This window comes from Aeromicrobium sp. CTD01-1L150 (assembly GCF_041951745.1).
GTDB lineage: Bacteria > Actinomycetota > Actinomycetes > Propionibacteriales > Nocardioidaceae > Aeromicrobium.
The window spans coordinates 3,659,624-3,674,515 of the sequence record NZ_CP169555.1; the positions used below are offsets into that span (position 1 = coordinate 3,659,624).

The window sequence follows — 14,892 nt, forward strand, 5'->3', positions numbered from 1 at the left end:
GTGCCGATCGACACCGCCAAGGCCAAGGCACTCACCCTCCCCGCTCATGAGACCACCATCGAACGGGGGCGGATCCGCTTCTTCGCCCAGAGCATCGGCGAGACCGATCCGGTCTACATGGACGTCGAGGCAGCCCATGCTGCCGGCCATACCGACCTTCTCGTCCCGCCGACGTTCTTCTTCTCCCTCGAGCTCGAGTCGACCGACCCGTTCGCGTACCTGAGCGCGCTCGGGGTCGACCTGCGTCGAGTCCTGCACGGCGAGCAGACGTTCACCTACGCGACAACCCTGTACGCAGGCGACACGGTCCACGTGCGACCGGCGATCACGGACGTGTTCGACAAGCAAGGCGGCGCGCTGGAGTTCATCTGCAAGGAGACCGTGTACACCCGCAGCGACGAGCTCATCGCCCGCGCCACGTCCACTTTCATCGTCCGAAACCCGGAGGTCCCCCGGTGAGCACCCTCGACATCACCACCATCGCCGTCGGCACCCAGCTTCCTCCGCTCAAGCTGCCGCCGATCAGCCGCGCGACGCTAGCGCTGTTCGCCGGGGCATCAGGCGATCACAATCCAATGCACATCGATGTGGACGTGGCCCGCTCGGCCGGAATTGACGACGTCTTCGCCCACGGCATGCTGTCGATGGCCTATCTCGGACGCCTCGTGAGCACCTGGGCGGGACCTGACCGACTTCGCTCGCTACGGACCCGATTCTCCGCCATCACGCCGGTCAATGCGCAGCCCACCTGCACCGGCCGGGTGACGGCGTTCGACGGCGACCTCGCCACCCTCGAACTCGCCGTCACGCTGTCCGACGGCACAGTCACCCTCACCGGTGACGCCACCATCACCCTGAACTGAAGGAACACCATGGCAAAGCTCAACGGCAAGATTGCCCTCGTCACCGGGTCCGGCCGCGGCATTGGCCGCGAGGTGGCCCTCAAGCTAGCCTCAGAAGGCGCTTCCGTCGTCGTCAATGATCTCGACCATGAGCCTGCACACGAGACCGTCCAAGCGATCCTGGAGGCTGGCGGCTCTGCCATTGCATGCAGCGGGAGTGTCGTCGAGGACGGCTTCGCCGAGCGGTTCGTCCAGTCGGGAGTCGATGCATTCGGCGGACTCGACATCGTCGTCAACAACGCCGGGTACACCTGGGACTCGGTCGTTCAGAAGATGACGGACGAGCAGTGGGACGCGATCATCGACGTCCACCTCAAGGCTCCGTTCCGGATCCTGCGAGCCGCCCAGCCCGTCATCTCACAGCAGGTCAAGGCAGAACGCGCCGCCGGTGAGGCGGTGCCTGGTCGCAAGGTCGTGAACATCTCCTCGGTGGCTGGACTCGGCGGCAACGTTGGACAGGCGAACTACGCGTCCGCCAAGGCCGGCATCACCGGACTGACCAAGACTCTGGCCAAGGAGTGGGGGCGCTACAACGTCACCGTCAACACCGTTGCCTTCGGCTTCATCCTCACCCGGCTGACCGAAGCCTCGGCCGACGGCGACAGCACCATCGACGTCGAAGGGAGGACGTTGCAGGTGGGGGTCAATCCAGAGCTTCTCGAGGGGCTCAAGACCGCTGTCCCACTGGGTCGCGCCGGGACCCCCGAGGAAGCGGCCGGGGCGGTGTCGCTGTTCTGCCTGCCCGAGTCTGACTACGTCAGCGCCCAGACGCTGATCTGCGGTGGCGGCCTCATGATCTGACGTCACGGGAGGAGACCTTCTTGCAGAGCACGACGCCTCTCGGACCAGCATCCGGAACTTCTTGACCAGCCTCACGCCGTACCGCAACGGACGGCAATCGCCCCGCATTCACTCGATCCGGTCGATACGGTGTGCCCCAGCTCGGGTCCGAAACGGTGTGCCCCAGCTCGGGTCCGAAACGGTGCGCATCGCCAATACGTGTCTGCAGCAGTCGGCGGATATGGTGGCAGGCCGGAATGTTCCACTGCCGAGCGAGAGCATGTCCGAGTTCATCGCTCGGGCGGTCATGACCAATCAGGAGTGTGCGGTGCCAACGTCCGCCCGGATCGACCCCCCACAACGTGGAACCCGTCCCTCGAACCGCCGTGAACTGATCCTGCTGGCCGCCAACGACCTGTTCGCCACTCGAGGTTTCGAGCATGTGAGCATGAGTGACGTCGCCGAGGCCGTCGCCATCGGGCCGTCGGCTCTGTACCGTCACTTTCCGGGCAAGCACCAGCTTCTGCTAAACGTCGTCGAGGAACAGATCCGTCAGTTCATCTCGGTGATCGAGTCCGAGGACCACCGCTGCCTCGACGACGTCTTCCGCGCCATCGCTGCACACTGTCTGGATCATCGCGACCTGGGGTTGCTGTGGCAACGCGAGGCTCGCCATCTCACGCAGGCGGACCGTTCGACGCTGCGGGCCCAGCTGCGTGACGCCGTGGACCTGATCATCCTTCGACAGCAATCATCCAGGCCAGACATGAGCCCCCGGACCGCAGATCTCGTGACGTGGGCAGGGTTGGCCTTACTCCTCTCGCCCTCGTTCCATCACGTGGACCTCAAACGCTCCGGCTACGAATCCTTGCTGTTCCAGCTGACCCAGCGCGTGCGCTCGATCGACCCCCTGCCGGACCCCACCGAACAGGTCACTTCGAGCGGGACCCTGCGTTGGAGCAGCCGCCGCGAGCAGGTCCTCGAGTGCGCCGTCGAGCTGTTCGCCGAACACACCTACGCATCCGTCAGCATCGAGGACATTGGAACAGCGGCAGGCATCGCAGCCTCAAGCATCTACAGCCACTTTCCGAGCAAGCTCGACATGCTCAAGGCCGCGTTGTGGCGCGGCAATGCCCACCTCCAGCTCAGTGTCGCGGCAGCGTTGCGCCAGTCGACCGATCCGCGTCAAGCTCTCCGACAAATCGTGGATTCCTACGCTGATTTCGCCGTCGCGCACTACGGTCTCGTGCAGATCACGATGGCCGAGGTGCGCAATCTCCCCGACCCCGAGCGGGAAACCATGGTGCAGTTGCAACGCGACCACATCGGCGAATGGACGCATCTGCTTCGTCAGGTCCACTCCGAACTGGACGCCTCCACCGGGCGAGTGATCGTGCAAGCCGTGATCACGATGATCAACAACGTCGCGCTGACGAGTCATCTCCGCAACCAACCCGGCGCGGCCGCTGCTCTCCGCGCCCTGGCCGAGGCGGTTCTGGACCTACGAACCCACCAGGGTCCAATCTGACGATTCCAGCCACGCACGTCCTCACGCCTGCTCATCACGGTCAATCCGTCCCATAGAGACTCTCGATCTCCCGGGCATAGCGCTCGGCGATCACCTGGCGCTTCAGCTTCATCGTCGGTGTGAGCTGAGCACCTGGCAACCACTCTTCGGCGAGGACCTTGAACTTCTTGACCTGCTCGACCCGCGAGAGGTTCGTGTTGGCCCTGTCGATCTGGGCACGTACCTGCTCGACCAGCCTTGGGTCTTCGCTGGTTCGGCCCTCGCTCGCCATGGGTTCCACGACGACCAGAGCCACGTTGTATGGCCGGCCATCTCCGATCACGCACACATGGCCAATGAGGTTCCCCGCCGATCGCACCGCCATCTCGATATTGGCCGGCGACATGTTCTTGCCACCCGCACTGATGATGAGCTCCTTCTTGCGATCGACGATCCAGATGTATCCGTCCTCGTCGATCCGAGCGATGTCGCCGGTGTGCAACCAGCCGTCCTGATCGATGGTCTCTTCGGTCCGATCGGGCAGGCCCCGATATCCGCGCATGACTTGAGGGCTCCGGATGAGCAGCTCACCGTCTGTCGCCAGTTCGATCTCGACGTGCTCGAATGGCCTGCCGACGCTCCCAGGACGGAGCGAGTCAGGCGTGTTTCCCGCTGGACATCCGGAGGCCTCTGACATGCCCAGGACCTCACAGACCGGCAGACCCAGCTGGGTGAAGAACTCCACCACTGCAGTTGGCGTGGGCGCCGCACCCGTGATGAGCCACTGAGCAGCATCGAGTCCGAGCCTCTCCCGCACTGCCGCTGCCACGCCTGGGTCCGCTGCGGCGTCCTGTGCGAGGTCATCCCCGGAGTATGACGCTTCGACTGCCGCCTTGAGCTTCTCCCACACTCGCGGTGGAGCACCGAAGAACGTCGGTCGTGTCGCGACCAACGCAGCGGCAAGATTGGCAGCGTCGGCGACGGTCACCAGGGTGTTGCCGTACGTCATGAACGCCGAGTAGTGCGAGCTCCACCGATCAGCGACGTGGGCGGCCGGAAGAAACCCGAGCTGCCTCCCACCGCCAGGAAGCGGCATGGAAGCGTGCACGCTGCGCAACTGAGCGAGGACGCTGGCATGGGTCAGCTCGACCCCCTTGGGTGGCCCCATCGTGCCCGACGTGTAGATCACCGTCAGCAGGTCATCGGGCTGCACCTCAGCAGCGCAAGCGAAGTCGAAGGTCGTCTCCTCAGCAGCCAGCTCCGGTGCGAGGTCGTCGCATCCTTCGACCGGAACGTCGGTCGTCACGATCTGCGTGATCGGAGCTCCGAGCCTCTGAGCCTCGCGGAGTACAGGGACGAAAGAAGACTCAGCCAGCACGACGTCGGCGCCAGCATCGGACAGCAGGAACTCGACCTGCTCGGACGATGAGGTGTTGTAGATGCTGAAGGGAACAGCCCCGATGATCATCGCGGCGGCATCAATGACGTGGAACTCCGGAAGGTTGCGCATCATCAGCGCCACGACGTCTCCCCGTCCGACGCCCATCAGCTGCAGCCGTGCCGCGACCTCTCCGATTCGCACCTGCACTTGGGCGTAGGTCCACTCCGTTCCACATTCGTGCGCGCGCAGAGCAATGCGTTCCGGATGGTCGGCGACGCCCCCGAGAAGGACGTCGCAGAGAGTCCTTGCCTCTGCCAGGCGTGTCGCGACAGCTGCTGGCGTAGGTTCGTCGGTCGGCATGATCGGTTCCCTCTCAGTGGATTGGTCAGGTGGTCGGACTCGCCACGACGGTGGCCCGGACCGGCGACTCCGGTACGCACTGGGCGCTTCAGTGGAGTACCGATCCAGCGATCGCGGACCGTCCAGCAGCAGATTCACAAGCTCGGGAGTCGGGTTGCCGTCGTACCGGTTGGGCACGTCGCCGGCCAGGTCGGGGTGGGCCTTTGAGATCGGTTCGAGGAGGAGGACGTCGTTCACAACCTTGCTCACGGATGGACGCGACATGATGTGGGTCGGGGAGCCTCACGTCTGCAGCTCCGGTGATCACCAGCATCGTTCATCTCCTTTGGTGCCGGTCTCAGGAGCAGCGCCTCACGAGCAGTTCCGCTCCCGCCACGCTCGCCGTGCGCAGCGCCACCTACGCCCAGGCGGAGGCCCAAGCCAGTACATGAACCCAATCACAATTCACTTACTCTGACAAGAGCTTCAGTTGAAGCACTCTACAACCCTGATTATCAGTGGTACTCGACGGCCGGAGACAGCGCTTCGTCGCACAAGCTCCCGATTCCATTCGGGCCGAAAATTCACTTCAGGGAACGATGCTGGGCCAGAGGCGAGTCATCTCGGCGCAACCATCAGGAGCGAGTCGGGGCCACCGCAGGTGGCCGTCGCAGCCCCTCTGCGCTTGCGCCGCCGAGCCTGCAGTCGTACTATCGCAACTATTCGTTGCTTTAAAAGAATGGGCCATCCATGAGAGTCGTCTTTGAAGATCAAGCCTTCTCGTTCGAGCTGCTGCGGACACTGGGACACACCTACGCTCGGGCAGCTGACGTCGGGGAGTGTCTGGCAACCGCGCAACGGATCCAGGAGGGCGACTTCGAGAGCTGGTACGCCGAATGGCGGTCTACGGCCGAACGGGTGCACAAGGGTGGTCGAGAGAGTCTCGCTGCAGGCCACTTCGTGAGTGCACGAGAAGCCCTGCTGCGCGCCTCCAACTACTACCGCACAGCCGAGTTCTTTCTGCACGGCAATGCGGCCGATCCCCGGATCATGGATACCTGGCAGCTGAGCGTGGACACGTTCCAGCGGGCTGCTGAGCTCTTCAGCCCACAGATCGAGCCCGTGGAGATCCCGTATGAGGACACCACTCTTCCCGGGTACTTCTATCGCGTCGACGAGTCGCATGCTGCTCGGCGAACGCTGATCTTCCACGGCGGGTTCGACTCCACCGCCGAGGAGCTGTTCGCGTACGGCGCATTGATGGCACGTGACCGCGGCTGGAACGTTCTGGCATTCGACGGCCCCGGCCAGGGGCGAGTGATCCGCGAGCAGGGCCTCCCGTTCCGATCAGAGTGGGAGGCCGTGGTCGGACCGGTACTGGACTACGCACGAGCGCGCCCTGACGTGGACGGTGCTCGGATCGCCTTGATGGGGATGAGCATGGGTGGCTACCTCGTGGCGCGCGCAAGCGCCTTCGTCGACGTTGCCGCCACCGTCTACTTCAATGGCATCTACTCACTTGCCGAGAGCTTCGGCCAGATGCTGCCCCCTCACCTTGGACCATTGCTCGACGATGATGAAGCGCTGGAGGTCGAGATGCGCAAGATCATGGCCAAAGCGCCGAACATGGAATGGTCCGTCTCGCATGGGCTGTACACGTTCGGGGTCGACACGATCGCATCGTTCCTACGGGCGCTGAAGGACTACACCATCGCACCGGTTGTCGACCAGATCGCAGCGCCCGCCCTCGTCCTCGACTCCGAGGCGGAGTTGTTCTTCGCCGGCCAGGCACAGCGTCTGCATGACGCCCTGAACTGCCCGAAGTCCTACATCCGCTTCACCGCAGCAGAGGGCGCGGAGGAACACTGCTCCGCCGGCGCCATGGGACTGCACACCCAACGCGTGTTCGACTGGCTCGAGGAGCTCCCCGCGTTCAAGAGCGGGAACCCCACCCCCTGAGGACGAACCGAGCGGCCCCTCGTGCGTCCGGCGACGGGTTCCTCATCGTCTTCGCGGTCGTCATCCACGGGGTCCACGGGCTCATCGGCGTCGCCCACGTGAGCCCCTCTCACGGGTTCCGTGCTCATCTCGTCCCGGCGGACCCGGTGAAGCATTCCTCCCTCTTCGGAGGGTTACCGCCACCCCATCGATCGAACCATCATCGAGACATGAGCGAACTCACGGGCGACACACCAGACCCCGACCAGGCAGTGCAACGCTGGCTGGACATCTACGGCGCCCACGATGCCGACGCCGCCTGGCTCCTGTGTGACAGGCACAGCGCCGACCGGCTCGCGGTCACCGTCGTCGAGCCCGACCTCACTCGTCGGGACGTGACATACGGCGAGCTCTCGATCGCATCCCGCCGGCTGGCGCGGGTCCTGCGCGAGCGTGGCGTAGGGCGCGGGGATCGCGTCGCGGTGCTCCTCGGCAAGCGGCTCGAGCTCATCACAACCTGCCTCGCCCTGTGGCGACTCGGGGCCGTGCACGTGCCCCTCTTCACAGCCTTCGCGCAGGGTGCGATCGCGACACGCCTCGACGGCAGTGGGGCACGGATCGTGGTGACCGAGGCAGACCAGTGCACCAAGCTCGACGGCATCGCGGGCATCGCGGTCCTTCGGATCGAGGACCTGTCACCGGCGGCGGTCGACTCAGAGCCTCTGGACACCCGGGTGGCCGTCGGGGGTCAGGGCCAGATCATCGAGATCTACACCAGTGGAACCACGGGAAACCCCAAGGGCGTGCCGATCCCCTTGCGGGTTCTGGCCGCCGCCGAGAGCTACCTCCACTTCTCCCTCGATGTTCGCGAGGACGACCTGTACTGGAACGCAGCCGACCCGGGCTGGGCCTACGGGCTCTACTTCGCGGTGTTGGGGCCTCTGGCAGCAGGACGACACTTCCTGCTGTACACCGGCGGGTTCTCACCAGAGCAGACCGTCCGTGTCATCAGTGAGCTCGGCGTGACCAACTTCGCCGGTGCCCCGACGATGTATCGCGCGCTGCGCGGCCTCGAGGCGTTCCTACCCCTGCGGCTGCGACGGGCCTCCTCCGCCGGAGAGCCGCTGAACCCCGACCTCGTCGCTTTCGGGAAGAAGTCGCTCGGATCGGAGATCCGAGACCACTACGGTCAGACCGAGATCGCCATGGTGCTGGGAAACCACTGGAACCTGCCGGGCGCCGGCGACCCGGTGCCGGGATCGATCGGAAGAGCCCTCCCGGGCTTCACGGTCGACATCGTCGACGGTCAGATTGCCATCGACACCGAGAACAGCCCACTGATGGTCTTTGCCGGCTATGTCGACGATCCGGAACGCTCCGCCGAACGATTCACCCGCGACGGACGCTGGTACCTGACCTCCGACATCGGGCACCGAGACGAACACGGGAACTTCTCGTTCAGCTCACGCAGCGACGACGTCATCCTGGCCGCGGGCTACCGCATCGGCCCCAGCGACGTGGAGAACGCACTCCTCTCCCATCCCGCCGTCCAGGAGGCCGCCGCCGTGGGCCGCCCCGATCCCGACGGCATCAGGGGTGAGCAGGTCGAGGCGTTCGTCGTGGTCGACCCGGACAGCGACGCTGACCCCGATCTCGCCGAGGTGCTCATCCGCCACGTGCGCGACCACTACTCCAAGCACGCCGCGCCCCGACTGGTCCATTTCGTGAGCGAGCTGCCCAAGACGCCCAGCGGAAAGATCCGGCGCCACGTACTCAGGGAAGCAGCCCCCGCCGGCGCGCGGTGACGACGGCCTCATGGCGAGTGGTCGCGTCGAGCTTGGTCATCAGATGCTTCACGTGCGACTTCACCGTGTGCAGGGATATCCCGAGTGACTCGGCAGCCGCACGGTTCGACAGACCGGCTCCGAGCATCGCGAGGACATCGGTCTCGCGTGCACTGAGCCCCACGTAGCGATGACCAGCCGACTCGGGATCAGGACCCTCCACCAAGGCTTCCGCCGCCTCGAGAGCGCGTCGTCGTCGCAACGGGTCGGAGATCGCCGCGGCGAGCTCATGGAGCGCAGCATGTGCATCGCGAACCCGCGCACGCCACAACGGTGAAAGAACATGGTCGGATCCCGCCAGGGCATCGCGTCGCGCCCTCGCGACGGCGATGTCCTGCTCCAGCGCCCGAGCCTCCTGCACGACCGCATCCTGCAGTCGACCGGTCTCACCCAGGGGCACTCGTGAGGAAGCGTAGAGCACGGCGACGCTGCGACGGTTCACGACCACCGGCGCAGCGGCCATCGACCGCAACGACTCAGCACGGATGATCGCATCGTAACGATGAGAGATCGCTGTCGAACCCACGTAGTCGACGACGGCGTCAGAGCGCCCCTCGGCGAGCACGCGCCCACCGAGACCCTCGCCGGGTTCGAGGCGAGCGCCCCTGAGTGGTCCCACGACCGGCCCGTCGAACCGGCCGATGGTCAGAGTCTCGCCCTCGACACGACCGAGGAAGGTCAACCCCGATCCGGTGCGGCGACGAAGACGGGCGAGGACCGAGGTGACGTGGTTCTCCATGACCTTGGCTCTCAGAGCGCCGCGAGAACACTGACGTGGTTGGCGACGGCGAGGCCTCCCATGTTGTGCACAGCGGCAATGCGCGGCGACTCCAGCTGCATCTCCCCCGCGGTGGCCGTGAGCTGCATCGCCGCCATGACGTGCTGGCTGACTCCGGTGGCGCCCACCGGATGGCCCTTGGACTTCAAGCCGCCGGACGGGTTGATCGGCAGCCGACCGTCACGGCGCGGCCAGCCGTCACGCACAGCGGACAGACCCTGCCCCGGTTCGGTGAGGCCGAGCGCCTCGTACAGGACCAGCTCGGCGATCGTGAAGCAGTCATGCAGCTCGACGAAGGACAGGTCCCCAGGCGTGACGCCAGCCATCGTCAGAGCGCGCTGCCACGCGAGGGCGGATCCGGCGAAGGCCAACGGGTCGCGCTTGGGCGCCGGCAAGAAGTCGTTGGCCTGGCCGAAGCCGAGGAGACGGACGAGCCCGTCCCTCGTGTACTCACTGGGACTGATCGTCAGGACGAGCGCGGCGGCACCATCAGAGACCGGGGAGCAGTCCGTGCGTCGCAACGGGTCGACGACCATGGGGTTCCGTTCCGAGACCGTGCGGCAGAACGCCTCGTCGAGGTCCTTGCGCAGGTGCGCGTACGGATTCGACAGCGCGTTCGCGTGGCTCTTCGCAGCGATCGCGGCGAGCGTGTCGGAGCAGTCGCCGTGGCGGTCGTTGTAGGCCCGCGCCACCGCGGCGAACAGGCCGGCGAACCCCGTGCTCGACGTGCTGCCGGCGTGCTCGTAGTCGGCACCGAGCAGGCCCGCCCCCACGGTCGCGGCACTCGCCGAGGACATCTTCTCCGCGCCCACCACCAACACCGAGCGCGCTGTCCCGGCCAGAAGGGCACCGACTCCCTGATGGACTGCGGCGGAGCCCGACGCGCACGCGTTCTCCACCCGCGTGGCCGGCACACCGAACAAGTCGTCGGATACCTGTAGCGCCAGTGACGCGGCGAAGCCCAACGGGTGGATGCCGGAATTGAACTGGCCGAGGAAGACAGCGTCGATGTCGCCCGGTTCGAGACCGGCCGCAGAAATCGCCTCGGAGCTCGACGCGACCACGAGGTCCTCCAAGGAATCGTCCAGCTTGCCGAAGCGCGTGTGCCCCCATCCCGCCACGTAGATGTCGACCCCCAATGCCGTCGTCTCCCTCATGTCCGGACCCCCTGCTGCTTTCGTTCGTCAGCTCGCTCGTCCACGGTGAAGTCGGCGCCGGTGAGCTCACCCAGCTCCTGCAGACTCACGCCAGGGGCTCGGTCCGTGAGCACCAGACCGGTCCGTCTCACGTCGAAGTCAGCCCGGTCGGTGATGATGCGATCCACGACACCGGCCCCGGTCAGCGGCAGCTGACACTCCTGTACCACCTTGGGCTCGCCTGCCTTCGTCACGTGGTCCGTCAGCACCACGGTCCGCAGCGCACCGGTCACCAGGTCCATGGCACCGCCCATCCCCTTGACCAGCTGCCCGGGGATGGACCAGTTGGCCAGGTCGCCGGCCGCCGAGACCTGCATGGCACCGAGGATCGCCAGGTCGATGTGGCCGCCGCGAATCATGGCGAAGGAGAGCGCCGAGTCGAAGAAGCTCGCGCCTCTGACAGCGGTCACGGTCTGCTTGCCGGCGTTGATGAGGTCGGCATCCTCCGCACCGGCGACCGGGTGGTCACCGAGCCCGAGCAGACCGTTCTCGCTGTGCAGCATCACGTGCATGTCCGCAGGGATCTGTGACGCCACGAGCGTAGGGATGCCGATCCCGAGATTCACATACATCCCGTTCCTGAGCTCCTGCGCAGCCCGGGCGGCCATCTGTTCTCTCGTCCACATGTCAGTTCTTCCTGCCCGCGGGCGCGGTCGTCGGGGGGAGGGTCACGAGCTTCTCGATATCTTTCGGCCCGGCCGCGGCTCGCGTCACGTGGTCGACGAAGATGCTTGGCGTCTCGATCAGGTCCGGGTCGATGTGGTGATCGAGGAGCCGCTCCACCTCGGCGAAGGTCACCCGTCCGGCCGTGGCGACGAGCGGGTTGAAGTTGCGCGCGGTCAGGCGGTACGTCAGGTTGCCCTGAGGGTCGCCCTGGTGGGCCCGGACCAGGGAGGCGTCGGCCACGATGCCCCGTTCGAGCACATAGCTGGTCCCGTCGAAGACCTCGTGGGGTTTGCCCTGTGCAATGTCGGTCCCGACGCCGGTACGAGTGTAGAAGCCGGCGATGCCGGCCCCGCCGGCCCGCAACCGTTCGGCAAGCGTGCCCTGAGGGGTGAACTCGACCTCGATGCGCCCCTCGAGGTATCGCTGGGCGAACAACTTGTTCTCCCCCACGTAGGACGCCACCACCGTAGCGACCTGGTCACCCTCGATCAGCAGTCCCAGGCCCTTGCCGTCGATACCCATGTTGTTGGAGACGATCGTCAAATCACGTACACCCGTGCGTCGCACCGCTTCGATGAGTCCGACCGGCGTGCCGCAGAGCCCGAATCCTCCGACGGCGATGGTCGCTCCGTCCGTCAGGACTGCCGCCAGCCGGTCGGTGACGTCCTCGAGGAACTCACTCATCAGTGATCATCCGGATCTGCGAAGAAGTCCGCATTGGCCTGGATGTGGTGCTCCTCACCCGGCTTCGGCGCGCGGTCGGGAAAGATCGCCGAGACCGGACACACCGGTTGGCAGTTGCCGCAGTCGATGCAGTCGATCGGGTTGATGTAGAGCTTGTCGGGTCCCTCACGAATGCAGTCCACCGGGCACTCGTCCACACAGGCCCGGTCCTGGACGCCGATGCAGGCCTCACCGATCACGAAAGTCATCAGCGTGCTCCCACGGGCGCAGGAGTCGGGCCCGCTTCGGTCGAGTGACCACCGAACAGCGGCGCCTCGGGGTGGATCAGCTTGCAGGCGTTGCTGACCGCGGTAGCCGCCTCGCCGAAGCCGACGGAGATCAACGGAACCTTGCCGTCGTACGTCGTGATGTCACCCGCGGCGAAGATGCGGGATCCGTTGGTCTGCATCCGGGTGCCAACGGCCACGTTCCGCTGGTGGACCAGGTCCAGACCCCAGTCGAGGATCGGACCGAGTTGTGCGGAGAACCCCAGCGCTGCCACGACGCGTCCGCACGGCTCGACCGTGCGAGAGCCGTCGGCGTGCTCGATCTCAAGGGCCTGCAGATCCGGTGCGTAGCGACTACCGACGACGCGGGCACCGGTCAGCATCCGCACCCCCGACTCCATGGCGAGGCTGACCGAGTGGGCGTGGGCCCGGAACCGCTCGCGACGATGCACCACCGTGACCGACGCGGCGGTGGGCAGGAGTCCCAGTGCCCAGTCCAGTGCGCTGTCGCCGCCGCCGATCACCACGGCATGTCGACCGTCATACTCCGAGGTCGAGTGCAGGAAGTGGTCGACGTCCTCGGGCGCCAGACCGGTCTCGTCCGGGATGGGTCTCGGCGCGAAGCCTCCGACGCCGGCGGCCACCAGCATGGTGCGGGCACGGATCGATGTCCCGGCATCGGTCTTGAGGACCAGCCCGACATCGTTCCCGTCGTCGTCCAGCACGGTGTGCACCGTCTCGGCCCGCTGCTCGAGGTGGAGCTGCGGTGCGAACGGACGCGCTTGTTCTTCCAACCGCTGAACGAGGTCGGCGCCGGTGACGCCGGCGAATCCGGCGACGTCGGCAATGGTCTTCTCCGGGTACATCGCCGTCACCTGCCCTCCGACGACCGGCAACGCATCCACGATCGCTGAGCTCATGCCTCGAAAGCCCGCGTAGTAGGCGGCATAGAGGCCGGTCGGACCGGCCCCGACGATGGCGATGTCGACCACTGGCTCAGACAAGGGAGGCTCCCGTCTCGTCGTGCACCCCGATGACCGCCATCGGGCAGGATTCCGCCGCGTCAAGCACGTCCTCGAGGACCTCCTGCGACGGGCTTGGTTGCAGCACCGTCACCCAGCCGTGCTCGTCGGCCCCGAAGACCGTGGGCGCGAGGTGCTGGCAGGACCCGTTGGCTGCGCACTGCTCAGACCGCACCGAGACGCTCGCCTGTGCCCGGCTCATCACAGGACCACCGGCCTGGTCTCCCAGCCCCGCGCGACGATGTTGGACGTGCGTCGGGTCGCAGGCAGCTTTCCGGGGCGGAGGTCGGGGAAGGTATCGAGGATGTGGTTGAACACGACTCGGCCCTCCAGGCGACCGAGCGGCGCCCCCACACAGAAGTGGATCCCGTGTAGGAACGCGAGGTGCTTGTTGTCCGTCCGGTCGATAAGAAACCGGTCGGGCGCCTCGAATCGTCGCGGATCGCGGTTTGCCGCCGCGGGTGAAGGCCACAGGACGGTGCCGGCGGGCATCTCGTGGTCGCCGATGACCGTGTCCTTCGTCGTCACGCGGATCACGAAGTGCAGCGGCGGGTCGATGCGCAACATCTCCTCGATGGCCGCCGGAAGCAGCGACCGGTCGGCGCGGATCGCCTCGAACGCCTCGGGGTTGTCGAACAGCAGGGACAGGCCGCTGCCGATCAAGGTGGTCGTCGTCTCGTTGCCGGCGACGAGCAGCAGGGCCACCTGGGCGACGAGCTCGACGGCACCGAGGGGGTCCCCGTCGATCGTCTCTGTCCGGATGAGCTCGGAGATCAGGTCGTCCTGGGGCTCGGCCCGGCGCTCGGCCAGCAACGTGCCGAGGTAGTCAAAGAGCTCGAGCGACGTCGTGATGGCGGCGTCGCGGGCTTCGCCCTGGACGACCGGATCGAAGGTGGAGGCATAGGCGTAGGACCACTCGCGGAACTTCGGTGCCACCTCGGCCGGGACACCGAGGATGGCTGCGATGACCGCGACCGGCACGTCTGCGGCGAACCCGGGCATGATGTCGAGCTCCTCACCCGTCGGGTAGCGCTCGAGCAGCTCCTGGGTCACCCGCGAGACGAGGTCCTCCCAGGAGGCGACCGCCGTGGGGGTGAAGGCGTGCCGGAAGGTCGAGCGGATGCGCGTGTGGGTGGGCGGGTCGGCGAACATGAACAGCCGCGAGGCGATGTCGATGAACCGCAGATGCTCTGCATCCTCGGGGTTGTGCGCACTGGGGGCCGATCCCCAGAACGTGTCGCTGGAGAAGGTCTCATGGTCCCCCGCGATGCGCCGGACGTCCTCGTACCGGGTCACGATGTACCCGTTCAGCAGGTCGGACCAGTGGACGCCGTCACCCAGTTCACGCAGGGCCGCGTACGTCGGGTACGGATTCTGCAGACCTCCGACGAGCAACTGGGTCACGAGCTCCGTGGCTCGATCACCTTCCGGACGCTGCACTGTCTCTTGGCTCATCTCTGACTCCGATTCGTCGATCCTCGAGCATGGTGTGGATCACAGCGGTCCCACTATCGGGCCGACGTCAGCGCAAAGTCAACACTCCGTCGATTTTTTTAGTCAGAGCGTCACTTCTGCTGCTTGCGGTCACG

General features: G+C 66.0%; 15 protein-coding genes. 6 read left to right on the plus strand and 9 right to left on the minus strand.

Annotation, left to right across the window (positions count from 1 at the left end; all coding sequences use genetic code 11):
* The 4 genes from ACEVFP_RS18095 to ACEVFP_RS18110 all read left to right on the plus strand — a co-directional run bounded on the left by ACEVFP_RS18095 (position 1) and on the right by ACEVFP_RS18110 (position 3,210).
* Complete coding sequence (locus ACEVFP_RS18095; protein ID WP_375000897.1) at positions 1-459, plus strand: MaoC family dehydratase N-terminal domain-containing protein; 459 nt, start codon at positions 1-3, stop codon at positions 457-459.
* The gene (locus ACEVFP_RS18100) at positions 456-863 is read left to right on the plus strand and encodes a MaoC/PaaZ C-terminal domain-containing protein (protein WP_375000899.1); all 408 of its coding nucleotides are present in this window, start codon (positions 456-458) and stop codon (positions 861-863) included. The genes ACEVFP_RS18095 and ACEVFP_RS18100 overlap by 4 nt, the downstream gene beginning before the upstream one ends.
* A 9-nt stretch (positions 864-872) precedes the next feature.
* A complete protein-coding gene (locus tag ACEVFP_RS18105) occupies positions 873-1,703 on the plus strand; it encodes an SDR family NAD(P)-dependent oxidoreductase (protein WP_375000900.1) in 831 nt (276 codons plus the stop codon).
* A 259-nt stretch (positions 1,704-1,962) separates the two neighbouring features.
* Positions 1,963-3,210, plus strand: a complete 1,248-nt coding sequence (locus ACEVFP_RS18110) for a TetR/AcrR family transcriptional regulator (RefSeq protein ID WP_375000902.1) — start codon at positions 1,963-1,965, stop codon at positions 3,208-3,210.
* 40 nt (positions 3,211-3,250) lie between these two features.
* On the opposite strand, the gene ACEVFP_RS18115 is transcribed toward ACEVFP_RS18110, so the two are convergent.
* The gene (locus ACEVFP_RS18115) at positions 3,251-5,194 is read right to left on the minus strand and encodes an AMP-dependent synthetase/ligase (RefSeq protein WP_375000903.1); all 1,944 of its coding nucleotides are present in this window, start codon (positions 5,192-5,194) and stop codon (positions 3,251-3,253) included.
* Positions 5,195-5,659: 465 nt separating this feature from the next.
* Here ACEVFP_RS18115 and ACEVFP_RS18120 point away from each other — a divergent pair, with 465 nt between their 5' ends.
* Together ACEVFP_RS18120 and ACEVFP_RS18125 are read left to right on the plus strand one after the other, a co-directional pair.
* The gene (locus ACEVFP_RS18120; protein ID WP_375000905.1) at positions 5,660-6,868 is read left to right on the plus strand and encodes an alpha/beta hydrolase family protein; all 1,209 of its coding nucleotides are present in this window, start codon (positions 5,660-5,662) and stop codon (positions 6,866-6,868) included.
* Positions 6,869-7,077: 209 nt separating this feature from the next.
* Complete coding sequence (locus ACEVFP_RS18125) at positions 7,078-8,652, plus strand: AMP-binding protein (RefSeq protein WP_375000906.1); 1,575 nt, start codon at positions 7,078-7,080, stop codon at positions 8,650-8,652.
* Here ACEVFP_RS18125 and ACEVFP_RS18130 read toward each other — a convergent pair.
* The 8 genes from ACEVFP_RS18130 to ACEVFP_RS18165 are packed head-to-tail and all read right to left on the minus strand — an operon-like array spanning position 8,621 to position 14,758.
* Positions 8,621-9,430: a LuxR C-terminal-related transcriptional regulator gene (locus ACEVFP_RS18130; protein WP_375000908.1), complete on the minus strand. Its 810-nt coding sequence runs from the start codon at positions 9,428-9,430 to the stop codon at positions 8,621-8,623. The two genes, ACEVFP_RS18125 and ACEVFP_RS18130, sit on opposite strands and share 32 nt — an antisense overlap.
* 11 nt (positions 9,431-9,441) lie before the next feature.
* Positions 9,442-10,626 carry a thiolase domain-containing protein gene (locus tag ACEVFP_RS18135; protein ID WP_375000910.1) on the minus strand — a complete coding sequence of 395 codons (1,185 nt, stop codon included), beginning with the start codon at positions 10,624-10,626 and terminating at the stop codon, positions 9,442-9,444.
* The gene (locus ACEVFP_RS18140) at positions 10,623-11,291 is read right to left on the minus strand and encodes a 3-oxoacid CoA-transferase subunit B (protein WP_375000912.1); all 669 of its coding nucleotides are present in this window, start codon (positions 11,289-11,291) and stop codon (positions 10,623-10,625) included. The genes ACEVFP_RS18135 and ACEVFP_RS18140 overlap by 4 nt, the downstream gene beginning before the upstream one ends.
* Before the next feature lies 1 nt (position 11,292).
* Entirely contained in the window at positions 11,293-12,015 is a 723-nt protein-coding gene (locus ACEVFP_RS18145; protein WP_375000913.1) for a CoA transferase subunit A, read from the minus strand.
* Complete coding sequence (locus ACEVFP_RS18150; protein WP_375000915.1) at positions 12,015-12,263, minus strand: indolepyruvate ferredoxin oxidoreductase subunit alpha; 249 nt, start codon at positions 12,261-12,263, stop codon at positions 12,015-12,017. Before ACEVFP_RS18150 ends, ACEVFP_RS18145 begins: the two co-directional genes overlap by 1 nt.
* Positions 12,263-13,285, minus strand: a complete 1,023-nt coding sequence (locus tag ACEVFP_RS18155; RefSeq protein WP_375000916.1) for an NAD(P)/FAD-dependent oxidoreductase — start codon at positions 13,283-13,285, stop codon at positions 12,263-12,265. The genes ACEVFP_RS18150 and ACEVFP_RS18155 overlap by 1 nt, the downstream gene beginning before the upstream one ends.
* A complete protein-coding gene (locus tag ACEVFP_RS18160) occupies positions 13,278-13,505 on the minus strand; it encodes a ferredoxin (protein WP_375000917.1) in 228 nt (75 codons plus the stop codon). Before ACEVFP_RS18160 ends, ACEVFP_RS18155 begins: the two co-directional genes overlap by 8 nt.
* Complete coding sequence (locus ACEVFP_RS18165; protein ID WP_375000918.1) at positions 13,505-14,758, minus strand: cytochrome P450; 1,254 nt, start codon at positions 14,756-14,758, stop codon at positions 13,505-13,507. The genes ACEVFP_RS18160 and ACEVFP_RS18165 overlap by 1 nt, the downstream gene beginning before the upstream one ends.
* Positions 14,759-14,892: the final 134 nt, after the last annotated feature.